Raw genomic sequence first — 17,803 nt, 5'->3', positions numbered from 1 at the left:
ATAGACAATCCTAAACCGCTTCCTCTGCGAGAGAATAAAGCATCAGCGCGCTCTCCCCATAAGGCTCGAGACCGAGAGAGATCGCCGCGATACAGTCGCTCGAAGACATGAGGTAGGTCTGATGTTTGGAAGCCACAGCCAGAATCAATAATGTTTATTATAATCCACCCCTTATTTTCTAGTCGCTCGGAGGAGGAGACAGATTTCGTTGATATTTGTTCGACAGCAATTTGAAGGGTTGCCTGGGGCGGACTGTAGTAAATGCTATTATCTAAAACATTAAGAAAAACCTGCGTCAAACCGGCGCGATCGCAGCGCAACTGTAACGCATCGTTGCCAGAATACTCGAGGTGTAACTCTCGCTCGCGGGCTATGGGTTCTAAAGTTTCCCAAATCTCCAAAATAAACGCTTTGAGCGGTACGGATTCATAGTTCAGCCGATCGCGGGGATTTTGTTCGAGGCGATCGATATCCAGGTAATTTTGAATCAACTCAATTAAACGCTGAGTTTCTTGGAGCATCCGCTCCACCCAACCCCGTTCCATCCCTTGCAAGCGACTTTGTAGCGTTTGCGCGACTAAAGAGATAGAAGTTAGCGGCGTTCTCAACTCGTGGGTGAGGTCGGAAAAAGCGCGATCGCGCAGCCGAATGGAATCCACCAACGGCTGTTGATTTTCCAGAAAAACGCCCACCTGCCCCCGTTCTAGGGGGAGCGTCTGCGCCCGCAGCGCGATCGCGTGGGAGGTTCCCTGCGTCGGAGAAACCGGCGTGGCTTGAAACACCCATTCTTGAACCTGGGGTTCCTGGCGGCGGCGCGTTTGTTCGATCGCGCGATCGAGTTCGTAAGAACGCACTAACTCCAGCAAGAGCCGAACTTCCTGCGGTTTCCAACGGTTAATTTTCAACCAATCTCGCGCGCATTCATTGCACCACAACAATTGATTTTCCTCATCGACTTGTAAATAACCCATCGGCGCAGTCTCCACGACTCGTCTCCAAGTCGCTACTTTTTCCTCGAGTTGTCCTTGCATTTCTCGGACGTGCTGAATTTCCGAGCGCAATCGCGACATCAGCGACAGATCCGTGTTTTCCGCCGCACCTTGGGCTAAACTATCGAGCATCTGGGTTAATTGACGTTGGCGTTGAGAATGTTGAAAGAGGTACAACCCCAGTCCCAGGCTCAAACCGACCAAAAAACTAAAAACATCCATTTGACGGTGTATGAGTTGATGCAAGAGCAAATATTTTGTTAAATTCAACCTTAGCTTAAATGTCGAAAGAAGCCCCACGCCGCCAGCATAATACGCTCTGGTTTCCTCAGAATGATTCGAGCAACTGCCACGCCACGATCTGGGATTCGGCACGCTGTCGCTTGCAACATGGGACTGAAAACGGGAGTTTAGATTGTCCATGCTAAATCGCACGCCCGAAGAAATTCGCCTCGCCAATCGCGAATTGAGCGTTCAAACCCATCGAGGGGCGATCGATCCCAACTTCTCCAAAACCCTGGAACTCCCCCCCTGGCAACAAGCCAAATACTCCCCTAACGCGCGTCAATTCGTTATTTTTCGTTCCGTGGCGCAATTCCTGTTTTACTTAGGGTGCGATCGCGTCCTCGGAAAAAATACCCCCCAACAACGCACTCGTCGCGCCCAATGGCTAACCGCGCGCTTGCTCTATCTCGGCCCGACTTTCATTAAAATCGGTCAAGCCCTCTCCACTCGCCCCGATTTAATTCCCGTCGAATACATCGAATCCCTCAGCCAACTCCAAGATCGCGTCCCCGAATTTTCGCCCGATTTAGCGATGTCCGTCATCGAAACCGAACTCGGACAGCCCCTCGAAACCCTCTTTCTCGAATTCGATACCTTTCCCCTCGCCGCCGCCAGTCTCGGACAAGTCCATCGCGCCAAACTCCCCACCGGCGAAGAAGTCGTCGTTAAAGTCCAGCGTCCGGCGATCGAACCCCTCTTCAACCTCGACTTTGAAGTTATACATCGTCTCGTCCGGCTTGCCAATCGCTACCTTCCCGGCGCGCGCAAATACGAACTCGAAGCAATTTACCGCGAATTTTTTAGCATTCTCTACAAAGAAATCGATTATATCCACGAAGGCAAAAATGCCGATCGCTTCCGGGAAAACTTCAGCCAACAGCCTAACATTCTCATCCCTCGAGTCTTTTGGAAATACACCACCCAGCGCGTTCTCACCCTCGAATATCTTCCCGGCATTAAAATTGACGATCGCACCACCCTGATCGCGCGCGGGATCGCTCCCGATGACATTCTCAAACTGGGAATCTGTTCCTACCTCAAACAATTGCTTCAAGATGGCTTTTTCCAATCCGATCCCCATCCCGGCAATATGGCCGTTAGTCTCGACGGAAGGCTGATCTTCTACGATTTTGGGACGATGGCGGAAGTGAAAACGCTCGCCAAAGACCAAATGATTAACACCTTTTTTGCCGTTCTCAAAAAAGATGCCGACGAGTTAGTTAAAACGCTCATGTACCTGGGATTAATCGAACCCGTCGCCGACATGACTCCGGTTCGGCGCACGATTGCCTTTCTGTTGGAACGTTTCCGCGAACGCCCCGTAGACGTGCGAGAATTCGACCAAATCCGGGACGAATTGTATATCATGTTCGAGCAGCAACCTTTTCGCTTGCCCGCGCAAATGACGTTTATTATTAAAGCGATTACCACCCTCGATGGGATCGCTCGCGCCCTCGACCCGCAATATAATCTTTTGGCTGCTTCTCAGCCTTTTATCCAAAGTTTGACTATGGGACGCAAACAAGATGGGAAACTGCTGGGAACCCTCGCCCGACAAGCTCGGAGTTTCATTACTTATAAGTTGACTCAGCCCAATAAAGTTGAGGTTTATATCCAGCGTTTGGAAGAACGCATCGATCGCGGCGAGTTACAAATTCGAGTCCGTTCTCAGGAAAGCGAACGCTTGCTGCGCCGGATTAATATGGGGCTGAAATGTTTGATTTATTTAGGGGCGAGCGGTTTTTCTTTGATGGGCGGGCTGATGTTATGGAGCATTTATCAAGGCGGCGCGATCGCGCTTTTAGTGTGCGCTGGCGTTTGGTTCCCCTTATTTCTCCGCGCCCTGATTAAACTCCTACTGCGAGAACGAATGGACAATCTCGCCTCTCGTTAATTCAATTTTATTCGCCAGCAAGTTGTAACAGTAGCCGTCTCAAACCAGCTAAGATTCTCTGGGAAGTAGTTCCAAAGACGCTGCATTCAAGATAAAAAAAACGCCCCTAAAAGCGATAGGGGCGTAGGGAACCACTTATTCAACCAAAAGCGAGAGCGTAAGATTATTCAGCCTTATTTTCGCTATCTAACTGAGGTTGAGTTTTCGCACCGAGGTCGATCTTCACAACGCGATCTTTCGGTTCTTCAGCTTTCGGTAATGTTAAAGTGAGAATGCCGTTGGTGTAGTCGGCTGTAACGTTATCGTTTTGGACGGGAACGGGTAGCGCGATCGCGCGTTCAAACTTTCCGTAATAAAATTCAGAGTGAACAGTACCGCTTTCCCTTTCTTCGCTCTTCTTCGATTCGTGTTCGCCACGTAGAGAAACGGCAGTACGAGAAACGCGGATATCTAAATCCTTCGCTTCCATCCCCGGAATACCAACTCGTAATAGTAGACTATCTCCAGTATCTTGCAATTCTATTGCCGGTTTCCAAGCCACTTGAGATTCGCCATTAAATCCGAGCATTTCGTCAAACACGCTATCCATTTGACGGCGCATAATTTCAAAGTCAGAAAAAGGATTCCAACGAACAATAGCCATAATCTTTTGACCTCCGATTGCTTTGGCTTTCTAAGCACACTCTCATTGTGTCAAAGGGGACTGAAAATTTCAGTCGCAGAAACCGAAAAAGGTAGGGGGATTAACCGTAATTTCAGCAGTTAGGGAACCTCCGACGCGGCAACCTCTAGAAAAACCCATTACCGCCTTTCCCGATTCCTCCACTACCCCTAACGCTTTCTAACCGCCTTGCTGCGATTCGGTTAACCCGTAATACCAATTCTCATTGATTTTGCACGATTCCCGAAGAGGGCATAACAATGTGGCTGCCCCTACGACGAAAAATTTAGTGCATCGTAACTGAGAATTGGGATAACGCCGGTGTTATAGCATTTTTCGTTTGCGTGGGTACACCGCGCGGGCGAATGGCATTCGCCCCTACCCATTAATGTTGTACAGAATCGACTTCCCTCAATTTTGGGTTAAGATGATGGTGCGTTACGCTTCGCTAACGCACCCTACTGCCGTGACACACCTTAAATGAGGCTTTAGAAAAACTCTTGAAACCCGATCGAGTAAGCAATAGAACGAGAAACCTATCGCACAGTTTTAGCTGTGTCACGGCACTACTTTTGATTCTATGCAGTTTGACATCAATTTGGTATTGGTATTGTTAATATCAGAAATTTAACCCATCATTAATTTGAGTCTTATCGCAAGTCTGTAAAAAAGTCAAATTAAACGTTCCCAGTATTCAAACCCGTTAACGAGCGATCGTAATTTTTATCCATTATTTCCACCTCAAAAATTATGGAACTTATTAGACGAATGACGCTTTCTTTTCAGGAAGGAACCTCCGATAAAGTTTACGAAGTAGATCTCTGTCAAGTTGGAGGCGGCTATTTAGTGAATTTTCGCTACGGGCGGCGCGGTGCAACTTTGAAGGAGGGAACGAAGACAACGCAACCTGTTACTTTGGCCCGAGCCGAACAACTTTTTGAGAAATTAGTAACTGAGAAAACGCGCAAGGGCTATCGAGAAGCGGTGGAGTCTCAGGAAGTCCCTTCAACCGTCGAACGGGAGGAAGGGAACGAGGAAGCCCGAAAAGAAGCGATTTTGCGGCGCTTAATGGCACGAGATGGTGATAATTGGCCTTTAGAGCGCGTTATTTGGCGAGCGGGCGAGTTGAAGTTGCGCGAGGCGGTTCCTGCGTTGATTTCCTTGCTCAGAAGTAACAATGCGCTGCGGGATTACTGCATTGTAGCGGCGTTGGGATGGTGCGGGGATGAGAGTGCGATCGCGGACGTACAGCATCTCTATGAAACGCCTACTACGCCGGAGTTTGTCAAGCGGATTGCTTGGGAAGCACTGTATAAGTTGGAAACCGCAGCCGAAAGATTGCGGATGAAGGAAGAGAAAATTTCCGAACTGCCGCAGGAGTTGCAAGAATTGGCTCGCAATGGTAGTGCTGACAACTTCTCAATTGCTGCCAATAACTATCTTCAACAGGAGATATATATCGAGCCTGCGGTTAAAGAATTTCAAGCGTGGGTAAAGCGAGAATTTAGTTGGGAGTGGCTGAACGATCGGAATTTAAAAAAAGAGGTTAATGCCAAAATAGAAGCCTTGCCCGAACCCTGGAGATCGCGCTTTCCGAAGCTAATCGTAGAGCGTTACGTTTATTGGAATCCCTACTATGTGGATAATGAAGTAGATGCTTATGTCAGGGCTGAAAAAAGTAACCTTTTTACAATTATTGATACATTCTATCAAATTGATAATGAATACACTCGTCCTTTCCTTTTAGGATTGGTTAAAACGGCTTCCCTGCAAGATACGCATTACGTCCAAAGGATACGGCATATTTTTAAGATGGCAGAGTACCGGCAAGATGCGGAAATATTTGGCATTCTTGCCTATCGTTTCGATAAAGAACCGCAGGGCTATTATCATTCCTACAGTTATGCAACGCGACGCTATTTTCGCAAACGAGTGTGGCGAACGTTGCGGAAGTTAGGGCAAGAAGGCGATGCGATGTACGTGCAATTTGCCTCAAAAATCTTGCTGCAATATTCCGACAGCGACGCACAAAATCCGAAACAAACAACCTTTAGTCGTTGGGATTATTCGACACAGCAAAGTATTAGATACGAAAACCGTTGGGATGCGTTTGCGGTTTATTTGATTTTCAATCCAATTCTTTATACCAATAGTCCCCGCTATCATTTCCCTAATGGTACAAGAGCGTGGCGCTGTCGCGAGAACTATAAACCGGGTGATGCGGAACCTCAACAGCGCGAGGAAGCGTTTCCGGAGTTATGGGAACAACAACCCGACGTTTTATTAAAATTGCTGCGGGAAAGTCGCTGTCGCCCGGTGCATCATTTTGCAGTGAAAGCGTTGCGCGCTTGCAGAGATTTTTACCGGGAAATCGAGTTAGAAACGTTAATCCAACTGTTGCATCAACCTTATGAGGTAACGGTTGAGTTTGCTTTTGAAATTGCGCGCGAGCGGTATGATGCAAGTTCGCCCAATTTAGCATTAGTTGAAGCCTTGGTTCATTGTCCGGTACCGGCGGCGCGATCGCAAGCCTACGAATGGATAGAAGCAGCAAAAGACTTTTTCCTGGCTTCGACGGAGTTTATCGTTTCCCCGATCCTGAGTTGCGAGGGCGAAACGCGGCAATTTGCGCGGCGATTGCTGTCGGAGGCGGTACTCGGAGAAGCGGTACAACAGGGAATTGTCGGGCGCGTTTTGGCGGAGTTGTTGGCGCGATCGGGCGAAGAATATTCGGGTGAGGCAATTCGGGATGCGGGAGAAACGCTGCACTTATGTTTTGCCTCCCAATTACGGACATTAAGATGGGGAATAATCCAAGATTTACTCGATTCTTCCCGCGTGGAAGTACAAGAAATGGGGGCGCGAATTTTGTTAAATCACGAAATTCCCGTCGCCGAACTTCCGATGGGGTTAATCGATTCGTTAATTACTTCGTCTCATGAGGAGATTCGGCGCATTGGGGTGCAACTTTTCGGACAGTTGCCCGAGCAAAGATTGCTGGAAGAATACGATTTTCTGGCCGCGATCGCAACCTCTAACCTTTCCGATTTACGTGAATCCGTCCGTTCCCTCATCGAACGCCTCGCCACCTCCCATCCCGACTTCGCCACTCGCATGGCGCGAGAATTCATCGCGCTGCTGCTGCTTCCCGAACGTCAGGAAGGCTTGCATTCTGATATCGTAGTCTTGTTGCGCGAGAACATTCCCGGTTGGATGTCGCAGATCGATCGCGATACTGCCTTACAATTATTACGCGCTAAATCTTCCGCCGCGCGGGAGTTGGGCGGTGTTGCGCTTGGAAACCGCGTTGCAGAATGGACGCAAGAGTTTTCAACGCGGGAAATCGTACAACTCGCCAGTCACGAAATTTTTGCAGTTCGGGAGGCAGCGCGATCGATGTTCTTGCAAATTTTAGATCGAATGCGTCGCGATCCTCAAGAATTCATCGCAGGCGCGCGGCTATTGGAGTCAACCTGGACTGATTCGCGGGAGTTCGCGATCGCAACCTTCAGCGCTTTTGGTCGCGAGGATTGGACTCCGGAAGTCATGGTGAGTATTTGCGACAGCGTGCGGGAGGAAGTGCGGCAATTCGGACGAAATCTCGTCATCAATCATTTCCAGTCAGATTGGGGACAAGATTATTTGTTAAAATTCAGCGAGCATCCCAGCGCCGATATGCAGGCGTTTGCCACGAATTACCTGGAAGACTACGCGGCGGGAAATTGCGATCGCTTGCAGCAATTATCCCCTTATTGTATTACCGTTCTGTCTCAGGTGAATCGCGGGCGCGTCTCCAAAGATCGCATTTTTGCCTTTTTAGCCGCAGAAGCGAAGGGAAGCGAGGAAGCAGCGCGGATTGTGGCGGATATTCTGACCCAACAGTCTCTCACGATCGCGATCGGCGATAAAGCCAAAGCTATTCAAACGTTACTGCAAATTAAACAGCAATATCCCCAGATTGATAATCCTTTGGTTTTAATTCGTAATTCGTAATTCGTAATTCGTAGTTCGTAATTCGTAGTTCGTAATTCGTAATTCGTAATTCCTCACTCATAACTCGTAATTCATCACTCATAATTTAAAACATGACTAAAAAAACGCTCGGACTCGAACCCCAACTCCAAGACTACTTACTCGCTACTTCCTTGCGCGAATCAGAAACTTTAAAACAATTGCGCGAAGAAACCGCAAATCATCCCAGAGCGACTATGCAAATTGCACCGGAGCAAGGTCAATTTATGGCGCTTTTGGTACAATTAATTGGTGCAAAAAAGACGTTAGAAGTAGGAGTCTTTACCGGATATAGTTCCTTAGTTGTTGCCGCTGCATTGCCGCCAGACGGTAAAGTTATTGCTTGCGATATCAGCGAAGAATATACCGAGATGGCTCGCCGCTACTGGCAGCAAGCAGGCGTAGCCGATAAGATCGATCTTCGCATTGCTCCTGCTTTAGAAACCCTAGATAATCTTTTGGAAAATGGCGAGGCGGAAACGTTTGATTTTGCCTTCATCGATGCGGATAAGGGCAATTACGAGAATTATTACGATCGCGCTTTAAAGTTAGTGCGTCGGGGCGGAGTTATCGCGATCGATAATGTTTTGTGGAATGGCAGCGTTGCCGATCTAGAAGTACAGGACAATCAAACGCGATCGATTCGCGCCTTAAATGAAAAGTTGCATGGAGACGAACGCATTACCCTCAGTTTAGTGCCGATCGCGGACGGTTTAACTTTGGCATTAAAGCGTTAGTTACTTTAAGATCGAGTTGGGATAAATTATTTCAATAAACTCGAACCCGATGGACATTCAAGGGTTTCCGTTTCGCGATTAAGACTGAGGGGTAAGGGCGGCGTAGTTGAAGGAAGATCGCTGCGACAAATGCCCCCCGTTGAAGTTCCCTTATCCTCAGAGGTAAAAATAGCGCCTGCATAACTCGGAAGTCCTTCCACTTTTGGGGTAGCAGTAACAATCGTATTGTTGCTGCTATCTCTCTCCGGTTGAAGCTGATAGCGATACTCTTCTGTCTCTAAATCCGTCGCTAAGCCCAATTCTTCGACGCTAGCGGCAAATTTGCCATTTTTACGATAAAAATCGCTTTGACCGCTCAAAATAATGCTAATGAACTGTACGGGAACATCAGTCTTAGCTGGGGCGGCGGTCAGATCGATAACTTGCAAATCAGTTGGAGGGCGCGTTGCGTTGGAGACGCGCTCGAACGCGATCGCATTTTCCCCAACTTTTTCAGGCCTAGAATCTCCCGGACTCACGTCTAAATCAATGCGGAGTTTCCCGTCTGGGGTTAGCTCGAACACCGTCAGCGCTTTATCTTCAGCACTAGCCATCACATCGAGGCTGCTGGGTTGGGTGTCAAATTGCGCGCTATATTTCATTTGAATGGCGATTTGAGAGCCTTCACCATCCGGCAGAATGAAATAGAGCTTATCGTCTGGAGAGAATAGCAGCGAGATCGATTCTTCGGGAGTAGGCCCGTTAAAGCGCCATTCGCCATGCAAGGGTGAGGTTGCTTGGGGTTGGACGCTTGGGGAAGACTGCGCGACTGCGGGGAGATTGGCACTGGGAAGGACAATCCCACTCAAACCAGCAACCATCCCAACCGCAGCGAGACGACATACAAAGACTTTCAACACGATCGAGCCTGGATTATTTAACAAGTTGATGTTTTAGTGTAGCAATTCGTCCTGGTTTTGTTCCCGAAGCGACGCGCTAAAATGGTCGGGTTGAATTTTTGAGAGATTGAATCGTATGTCTTCTGAAAGTACCAAGGGTGCCGATGCTATCGATCGCGCGATCGAACAAGGAATCGACTTCGACGGTTCCCCCATTCCAAGCGCCAAACTCGAACTCTACCAGCGCGTGATGGGATTTGAAGCCGGACGGCAGCGCAGCGGCGTTTCCAACACGATGCGATCGCGGATCGTGCGCATCGGTGCAAAGCATATCCCCCAAGATGAGTTGAACCAAATGCTGCTCGATGCCGAGTTTGCCCCGCTTAAAGACAAGGAGATCGCATTTTACTACAGCAGTAAATAGGTCAAACGGGGCAAGACGCTTTAAGTGCCGTCTCATGCCCTTGTATCTCCAAAAAAATACCCAACTCTAAAGCGAGTTGGGGTTGAATGTTTTATACACCTATCATCTGCACACTGAAATCAGTATTACATAGGCTCGTGAAAACATTGTGAAAGTTCCAGTAAAATTTTTAAACTTCATCAGGAATTTAATAATTTATGTAGATTTCCCTTACCCCTCAAAAATTTAGTCACATTGGAACGCGATCGCGGGCAACTTAGCCAAAAATTAAGTACAATTACCAGATTTAATTGTAAACCTTATTTATAGATTCAGCGTTTTTACTAGCCATCGAGCGGGGAGAGTGCGAAAAAAAAAGCCCCAACTCCTGGAAGGGAGTGGGGTTGAATGTCTGCACACCTATCATCTGCACACTGTAATTAAGTATGACAGTTCCTTGTGAAAACACTGTGAAAGCAGCAAAAAAAGTTTAAAACTCTTTAAAGGAGTTGAAGGGCTTACGTCTCCAAAAGTCAAGATTTATTGACTAAAATCTACACCCGAGCCGATTTGTGGGACAGCGAGCCTATGGGAGGCTAAAGGCAGAGAGCAAAATCTGCCCGTAGAGCTACTCCTTAAATCGCGTCGCGCAATCGCTCCACCCAGTCGTGGAGACCATCGGTATTCAGACGGTAGCTCGAAGGATGAGCAACGAGATGGGCGGTACTCTCAAACAGAACATCAATTTCCACCAAACCATTTTCTTTAAGGGTGCGCCCAGTAGAGACTAAATCGACAATCGCCTCAGACATTCCCGTAATCGGCCCCAACTCTACCGACCCATAGAGCGGAATAATTTCAATCGGGAGGTCTAGCGCGCGAAAATACTCGCGGGCGCAGTGAACGAACTTTGAGGCGACGCGCCCGTGAGGAGGAAGCTGAAAAGAGCGTTGGTAAGGACTGGTGGTGGGAACAGCTACCGACAGCCGACAGTTACCAAATTTGAGATCTGCCAGTTGGGCTACTTGAGGGGACTTTTCTCGCAGTACGTCGTAGCCCACAACTCCCAACTGAGCTTGTCCGTACTCGACATAGACGGGGACATCCTGCGCTCTCACGAGCAACGCTTTAGCGGTATCAGTAGGATCGGAAATTTGAAGCAGGCGATTGCCCGAATCGAGGAAGGCACTGAAGTCGAGGCCGATCTTTTGGAAGAGATGAATGGTATCTTTTAACAGAGCGCCTTTGGGTAATGCGACGGTAATCATTAGAATTGAAATTAGGAAGCAGGCTCAACGTTTATAACTGTATAGCTTTAGGGGTAAATTTTTCGGCCTGCCCGACCCCGCCTTAGTCTACTTTAAACACATAAAGATTCATCCAGTCTTTAGCAATCCGACGAGGCCCAGCCCAGTAGCGAAGAACTTTCTCTAAAGCTGAAAAACTGGGCTGATACTGAAATATCATCTCTGACTCGTTCTTAATGCGGTCAATGTTGCGCCCGTTAGCCGTACCGTTATATTTGGGCAAAAAGACCATGAGATTGCCGGGTTCCGGAGCGCTAAAATAATAGCATTTGTAGGGTGCATACAACATACACTTATCCTCTTTTAGAGGTTTCTGCGTTTTTACAACCCAAGCGCTCCGCTCGCGCTCGATAGCTTTCATTTTGTGATAATTACGAGGGTGCAGTTTTAAACCTTGATAATCCATAAATGAGGAAAATTCCATGACTTCATAGTTGCTATTGGATGGAAATAATAAACTTACTGAATCTCTGTTTCGATTTTGAGATGAATAGTTTTTAAGAAATTCAACTAGCTGTATATTGCTTTCTTCATACTTCTTTGAATTCAGTATTTCCGAAGAAGAAATACTTAAGTTCCTGATAAATATTCCGATAAAAATAATTCCGAACAAAATTAAACTTATTTTTTTTGTGCTGGTTTTTAGCAGCTTATTGCAAACCCATCCGAGATACAAAATTCCCAAAAAGTCAACGGGAGCCATGTAGTACATACTGATGAGCTTAAGCTTAATATAAGCCAATCCATACAAAAGTGTTCCCAATGCCAAGGGATCCCAGAAGCGATCGAACGCTTTTTTCGCGATCGCTACATTAGCAATTCTTACAATAAATACTAATCCAAAAATGAGGAGCAAGGGGTTATATTCAAGATAAGTCCCTAGAACCATTAGTTCTGTGTTACGAGCAACTATATCTGCTGCGTAAGGTGTTCCTAAGTTCGGAATCGTTACGATCGCATATAACAGGATATAAATTAACGATAAAATAATTAAGGAAGAATCTAACCATTGCTGCTTTGCAAAATTAAGCATCTTTCGGCAGCTATAGCTTTTTTCTTGAGATGGAAAGTTGAGCAGGAGACGACTTAAAGCAAAACTGCTTATCAGAATAAATACGGGTTCTTTATAATAGAGAGTAAACTGCGCTGCTATTAATGCCCCACAAAATGACCAGCGAGATTTTGAGATGTTGAACTCGTTCAAAAATAGGAAAAAAAAGATGAGAAAAAAAATTATATTTCTTTCGGGATAGACTAGCCCAAAAAAAGGAATTACGAAACTGGGTGCGGTCGTCACTATCAATAAAAGTGGTAGCCGATAACCGATCTGACATCTTCTCAAAAAGATAAAGGTAACGGGCAAAAAAATGAGAAGTTGCAAGACTGCAAATAAGTGATAGCTGAAAGGTGTTTTACTAAAGAGACGAACGATGTTAAACTCTTGATGCCCCAAGGGAAAAAATCGACCTGAAGCGCCCCAGATCGGCATAAAATAGCGATTGCCCCTGACTGAAAACAGGGTTAGAATGCTATTATCCATGCCAGCAAAGGTAGTTTGACTCAGAATTAAATACGCATAGATGCTGAAAAAAGCGATCGCAAAACTGATTTGTACCCACAAGAACCAATTGTTGGTTCGGCGATCGCGCTTCTGCTGGGGAGCGTTGGAGGGGGGATGGCTCACACGCTCGTTGCTATTACCTCCGTAAACTTTCAAAACTCCATAGGCGATTAGCCCTAGTAGCGAAAACCCAAAAATGCTTAGGAAGCTAACTTCATTAACTGCATTGTTCAGAAAATTATGGGAGATCATGGATTTGTCAGCCGGAAAGCTTGAAAATTCTTTAGCCGCTCCGCTCTCGATAAACTGCGAGCAGTTGAGGGATTAAGGGATCGATCCAACTCCTCCCAAACCTACAGCCTTAAATAGCGTTGTTTGGGAGGCTAAAATAGCACTAATATTCGATCAAAGTCACAATCGGTACATCCGGCAAGAGCGATCGCGCCCCTAAATCTTTTAACTCAATGATAAAGGCAAAACCGACGACTTCTGCCCCCATTTGTTGGATCAACTCCGCTGTTGCTTTAGCCGTGCCGCCTGTCGCAATTAAATCATCGACGATTAAAATGCGAGCGCCCTTCTCGAACGCATCTTGATGCACTTCCAAGCGATCGCTACCATATTCAAGATCGTACTCAATACTATGCACCTCAGCAGGCAGTTTTCCCGGTTTTCTCACCGGCACGAACCCCGCACCGAGTTGATAAGCTAAAGCCGGAGCGAACAGAAATCCTCGAGATTCCATCCCGACGACATAATCCGGCGCGAACCCCTCTTCAATGCACTTTTGATGCAAAGTGTCAAGAGTATGTCGCAATCCTTGTGGATCGCGCAACAAAGTCGTAATATCGCGAAATTGGATTCCAGGTTTGGGAAAATCAGGAATGTTGCGAACGAGAGATTTTAAATCCATCGAAGGAATACTGCTACTATGCTAGGTTTGTGCGGTAATGTTGCTGCCAGTACGAAGGAAATAAAACCTCCTGGCACTCTTGCGGTTCGATCGCCGTCAATCGAGACAACCATGAAAAATAGTACACTAGAAAACCGATCTCGTTCGGTGCAGCGCCAGCCCGCACGAAGCCGAGCGCAATCCGCGAGTTTGTCCACCGTCGTCAAGCCATTATGAATGATTCTGCGAGCGCGATCTCGAATGGCAGTAGCTCTGCCCTCTCAAAACCGTATATCCTGGAGAATTTGCCCAACCCGCCCTTGCTCGACGAAGGATGTTCCTTGCGCGTCAAACAACGGCTAGATCTCATTCTCCTCGCGCTGGAGTCTCTCGAATTAGGCGCTTCGGAAAAAATGCTAGCCGCCGCAAAAGAACTCGAACTCGATGAAATTGTCAAACATCGGGTCGTTTTGTGGAATTTACGCCGTACCAACCCCTGGCGGCGATCGCGCAGTCGCAGTTCTTTGAGCATCGACGAAGCCAAAGCATTAACCATTATCGCCTGTTCTCGCGCGCGCCAGTTAACGGTTTCCATTCGCCAACTACTCCTCGCCGAACAGCAAATGCGAGATAAACGCTTGCCCCTAGAGCAGCACTTTCGTCTCTCGGAATACCTCGAGCGCTTTCGGGCGCATTTTCGCAGCCGCATGAACCCGCGTCGCGCGCGTGTTGCCGCTTATAATGCCGACGATCGCGCCTTGAACGAACTCGCTCTCGTATTATTAAATCAACTGTTGTTCTGTACCGGCACGGCCGGAACCCAACGTTTTTGGATCGGTTTGTTCGATGGAGAGGTACGATGACCACGATTCGCCGTCAGTATAGTTTGCCCAACTGCACCTTAGTCATTGAGGGGCTGAGCGATCCCACCGGTCAAGCTGCAATGGATTATGGCAGACCCGTACTTTCAACAGCTTTTAATGTCGAATGCGCATTTATGGGAATCGAACCCCATTTAAGCGGGGGACGGGAGTTTTTAGATAGTCTGGCGAACGCAGCGAGCGCTTACGCTCAGGAATTTCTCAGCGGGATTCGTCACCCCTCCGCCCATCAGACCGAGGCGGGAATTATCAGTTTTAGTAAAACCGATAATAACTCTCACCTGCATCGGTTAATCTGGCATCCAACAGCCGAAAAAAATGGCGTTCAAGTCTCTAGCGAACCCGTCGAGATGGATTTGACAACCGTTCAATTGTTCGATCTCGTTGAAGCGATCGATCAGTTGCTGGCCGACCGTCAAACGCTGCCCGATCTGCGGTTGACGATTGCACCCGTAAGTCGCCGCTATCGCCAAGCCGATGTCCCGATCGCGCGTCGGGCTGCCCCAGCGATCTTGGGCATTACCAGTTTAGCCGCCGCCGGGGTACTTTTCTTCCTGCTCCCGATTCCCAAACGAATCGAAGAACCGCGCCCGGTTCAAAAGGAACAGGTGGAAGGTCAGGCATCCCCCACGCCCACGCCGACTCCCGGCGCTTCCCCAACTCCGACCGAAACGCCCTCAACCGCCGCCAGTCCGCTAACTCCGGAACAATTGGAGGCATTGCAAGCATCGCAAATTACCGATCCGACGACGGTGGAATATATCGAGCGCAATTTGCGCCGCAAGCTCGATGAAGCATGGCAAGAGCGCGATCGCGTGCAAAATAGATTGCAATATCGCGTTGCAGTCACCAAAGGCGGTTCGATTATCGACTTTAAGCCGGTGGAGGGGACTTCCGAGGGAGCGGCAGAACTCACGCCCTTACCGCAGTTGCGCTACACGCCCACCGATTTGGGCAAGCAAGAATCGATCGCGGAGTATCGCGTTGTTTTTACCCGAAATTCCGTACTGCAAGTGAGTCCGTGGTTGGGAACTCGCGGCAAAGCAACTTACGGTCCGCAAATCGAAGATTCCGCCACTTTGGAGCGCTTGCAAAAGGATACCTATGAGAAAATCCGTAAAGCGTGGTCTGGGGTTCCTTCCTATTCGCGTCCTCTCGAATTTCGCGTTGGCGTGACGGAAGATGGCGCGATCGCCGATTACGAACCTCAAAATCAATCCGCTTACGATTATGTCAAAGAAACGCCCCTACCGAGCTTAATCGAACCCGCTGCCGCCGGGATTGAAGAAGGGAAAAATCTGGTTCCGGACAAACCCTTGGGTCAATTTAAAGTCGTGTTTAAACCCAGCGGCGTGTTAGAAGTCAGCACCTTTTAAAAATAACCCCACTCCCCCGTTAGGGGAATGGGGCTTCAGTGCTTGCATCTGTCCTCTTATTCCGAGGGCAGAACATCTTTGAGCGCGGTGCGAGCCGCGAGATGATTGCGAGTGGACGTGAGAATTTCCGATTCGCGCTCCAAGCGAGCCACAGTATCTTGCATTTCTAAGAGTCCTTGCTGCTCTAAGGGGACTCCATAAAGATTGCTAGCCACCCAGTAGGAAAGTTCCGTGGGTAGGCTGGGTAAATCGTCGGGCAGTTCCATTTCGCGATCGGTGAGTTTTTCCGATAAATGGACGACATCGCGCAAGAGTTGTTCGACTTCAGTGGCGAGGGGACGCAGATCTTGCGTGGGGGGGTTATCTTCAATCCACTCGACTAAACCGACGCGATAGGGCTTCTCTCTGACGTATTCGAGAACGCGAAAACGCTGTTGTCCGAGAGTCAGGACTTTCATGCGATCGTCGGGCAAGCGCTGAAAATGGACGATTTCGGCACAACATCCCACACTGGCAATTTGCCCCTGATTGCGATCGAACATCAAAACCCCGAAGCGGCGATCGCTTTCTAGGATCGTGTTCATCATAATCCGGTAGCGAAACTCAAAGATGTGCAGTGGCAAAGGACGACTCGGAAACAATACAACGTCCGGGAGCGGAAATAGAGGGAGTTCTCGGACTGCAAGGGAGGAAATGGATGCCATTATGCTTTGTAGGAACGCTAACCTCGATCCTTACTACTTTAACGAATTTTGTGAAGCTCGAGCTTCCCAATTCAGAGAACGGCTCGGCTCCACCGCAGACGCAGAGGTACTTTATCCTTCAACGGCAGATATTTTCAAATCGATCGGTATTCGAGTCTTCTGCTGTCGTTGTTGGTGGCACTAAACATTCATAGGTTCCGATAAGAGCTTGACCCTCTGGATTAAATTGAAAATGGCGAAGCTTAACTGGAGGCGGATTGCTTTCCATCCTAAAAGCTTCTACCTTCAGATTTCCGAGGGCTGTCATCATACAAAAATTACGGTCGGGAATGGAATTTGTATCGCTTGGGAGCGTGAAAACGTCTAAACCTAGCCGATCGTCTTTAGGGTTAGGACTTTGCCACTCGTACCATGCACGCGCTCTACCCTCTAAATCATAAACACCGCATGGAGTTCTTTCTCCTTTTCCACTCAAATTGATGAAAAGCCATTGAAGACGAGAAGGGGTATAGGATTGTTGCCATAGATTCTGAGGTAATACTTCAGCAACAGGAGGAGTTATCCCCAGTTTGCGGTAAATTTCTTGGGATTCTCGAAAATCTTCAGTCGCGCCATTTATGTCTCCGAGATCTTGACGAATTAGCCCTCGACGACGATAGGCATCAGCGACAAATTCATAATCGGGGGTAGACGACGCGATCGCTTGGTTAAAATCTTCAAGCGCTCTTCTCGGTTCTCCTAACGCCTGATAAGTTAAGCCCCTTTCATAATAAGCAGCACCAAACGGATCGACTTGAATTTGAGTGGAGAGGTCTTGAATTGAAGCTTGATAGTCTCCTGCTTCCCGATAAGCTTTACCTCTGCCAAGGTAAGCTTGAGGGAAGTTTGCATCTAACTCAATAACGCGGCTAAATTCATTTATTGCTTCCTGAAATTGAGAAGTACCGAGCAATTTCCAAGCGCGATCGCTGCGATCGGAAATATCTTCAAAAGAAGATTGAGCAATCTCAGTGATTTTTGACTGAGATGTATCTGTGTACGCAGGCAATGCCCAAGCTGATGTAGAAAAACTACTGAGGATTAAAGTAATAGAGATATTGCGTACAGTCTTGTCAAATAAACTACTCCACATAGATCGATCGGGCTTGTCGAATTTCTGAAGGATATTTTAGGAAACATCAAACACGATAACAATATAGATTGAGTCCAATTTTGAGAATTACG

At 47.8% G+C, this 17,803-nt stretch carries 14 protein-coding genes; 6 read left to right on the top strand and 8 right to left on the bottom strand.

Annotated features, from left to right (window positions below):
• A partial coding sequence (locus H6G50_RS11135; RefSeq protein WP_206756568.1) for a PAS domain-containing sensor histidine kinase occupies positions 1–1,259 on the bottom strand: 1,259 nt, incomplete at its 3' end.
• Positions 1,260–1,410: 151 nt separating this feature from the next.
• Here H6G50_RS11135 and H6G50_RS11130 point away from each other — a divergent pair.
• The gene (locus tag H6G50_RS11130; protein ID WP_190716148.1) at positions 1,411–3,168 is read left to right on the top strand and encodes an AarF/ABC1/UbiB kinase family protein; all 1,758 of its coding nucleotides are present in this window, start codon (positions 1,411–1,413) and stop codon (positions 3,166–3,168) included.
• Positions 3,169–3,331: 163 nt separating this feature from the next.
• Here the strand turns inward: H6G50_RS11130 and H6G50_RS11125 are convergent, their stop codons facing one another.
• Entirely contained in the window at positions 3,332–3,811 is a 480-nt protein-coding gene (locus H6G50_RS11125) for an Hsp20/alpha crystallin family protein (protein WP_190716146.1), read from the bottom strand.
• Between the two features lie 768 nt (positions 3,812–4,579).
• On the opposite strand from H6G50_RS11125, the gene H6G50_RS11120 reads away from it, so the two are divergent.
• Complete coding sequence (locus tag H6G50_RS11120) at positions 4,580–7,822, top strand: WGR domain-containing protein (protein ID WP_190716144.1); 3,243 nt, start codon at positions 4,580–4,582, stop codon at positions 7,820–7,822.
• A gap of 92 nt (positions 7,823–7,914) precedes the next feature.
• Positions 7,915–8,577, top strand: coding sequence for a class I SAM-dependent methyltransferase (locus H6G50_RS11115; protein WP_190716142.1), 663 nt, complete (start codon positions 7,915–7,917; stop codon positions 8,575–8,577).
• 26 nt (positions 8,578–8,603) lie between these two features.
• Here the strand turns inward: H6G50_RS11115 and H6G50_RS11110 are convergent, their stop codons facing one another.
• Positions 8,604–9,476 carry a type IV pilin-like G/H family protein gene (locus H6G50_RS11110; protein WP_190716140.1) on the bottom strand — a complete coding sequence of 291 codons (873 nt, stop codon included), beginning with the start codon at positions 9,474–9,476 and terminating at the stop codon, positions 8,604–8,606.
• A 115-nt stretch (positions 9,477–9,591) separates the two neighbouring features.
• Between H6G50_RS11110 and H6G50_RS11105 the strand changes: the two genes are divergently transcribed.
• On the top strand, positions 9,592–9,879 hold the full coding sequence (locus tag H6G50_RS11105) for a DUF4090 family protein (protein WP_190716138.1): 288 nt from the start codon (positions 9,592–9,594) through the stop codon (positions 9,877–9,879).
• Between the two features lie 614 nt (positions 9,880–10,493).
• Here the strand turns inward: H6G50_RS11105 and hisG are convergent.
• The 3 genes from hisG to H6G50_RS11090 all read right to left on the bottom strand — a co-directional run bounded on the left by hisG (position 10,494) and on the right by H6G50_RS11090 (position 13,639).
• Positions 10,494–11,126, bottom strand: coding sequence for an ATP phosphoribosyltransferase (gene hisG / locus H6G50_RS11100; RefSeq protein WP_190716136.1), 633 nt, complete (start codon positions 11,124–11,126; stop codon positions 10,494–10,496).
• Between the two features lie 82 nt (positions 11,127–11,208).
• Positions 11,209–12,705 (bottom strand): hypothetical protein, encoded by a 1,497-nt coding sequence (locus H6G50_RS11095; RefSeq protein ID WP_190716134.1) that lies wholly within the window; start codon positions 12,703–12,705, stop codon positions 11,209–11,211.
• 415 nt (positions 12,706–13,120) lie between these two features.
• A complete protein-coding gene (locus H6G50_RS11090) occupies positions 13,121–13,639 on the bottom strand; it encodes an adenine phosphoribosyltransferase (RefSeq protein ID WP_190716132.1) in 519 nt (172 codons plus the stop codon).
• A 212-nt stretch (positions 13,640–13,851) separates the two neighbouring features.
• On the opposite strand from H6G50_RS11090, the gene H6G50_RS11085 reads away from it, so the two are divergent.
• Positions 13,852–14,481 (top strand): DUF3038 domain-containing protein, encoded by a 630-nt coding sequence (locus H6G50_RS11085; protein ID WP_190716131.1) that lies wholly within the window; start codon positions 13,852–13,854, stop codon positions 14,479–14,481.
• The gene (locus H6G50_RS11080; RefSeq protein ID WP_190716129.1) at positions 14,478–15,875 is read left to right on the top strand and encodes a DUF4335 domain-containing protein; all 1,398 of its coding nucleotides are present in this window, start codon (positions 14,478–14,480) and stop codon (positions 15,873–15,875) included. Before H6G50_RS11085 ends, H6G50_RS11080 begins: the two co-directional genes overlap by 4 nt.
• A 56-nt stretch (positions 15,876–15,931) precedes the next feature.
• Here the strand turns inward: H6G50_RS11080 and H6G50_RS11075 are convergent, their stop codons facing one another.
• Both H6G50_RS11075 and H6G50_RS11070 read right to left on the bottom strand, forming a co-directional pair.
• Positions 15,932–16,579: an LON peptidase substrate-binding domain-containing protein gene (locus tag H6G50_RS11075; protein WP_190716126.1), complete on the bottom strand. Its 648-nt coding sequence runs from the start codon at positions 16,577–16,579 to the stop codon at positions 15,932–15,934.
• A 118-nt stretch (positions 16,580–16,697) separates the two neighbouring features.
• Entirely contained in the window at positions 16,698–17,627 is a 930-nt protein-coding gene (locus tag H6G50_RS11070) for a tetratricopeptide repeat protein (RefSeq protein ID WP_190716124.1), read from the bottom strand.
• Positions 17,628–17,803 lie beyond the last annotated feature (176 nt).

The sequence above is a fragment of the Oscillatoria sp. FACHB-1406 genome, from assembly GCF_014698145.1.
In the GTDB taxonomy this organism is placed as follows: Bacteria; Cyanobacteriota; Cyanobacteriia; order Cyanobacteriales; family Spirulinaceae; genus FACHB-1406.
Note: the sequence above shows the minus strand (reverse complement) of the source record. Positions and strands in the feature narration are given on the sequence as shown.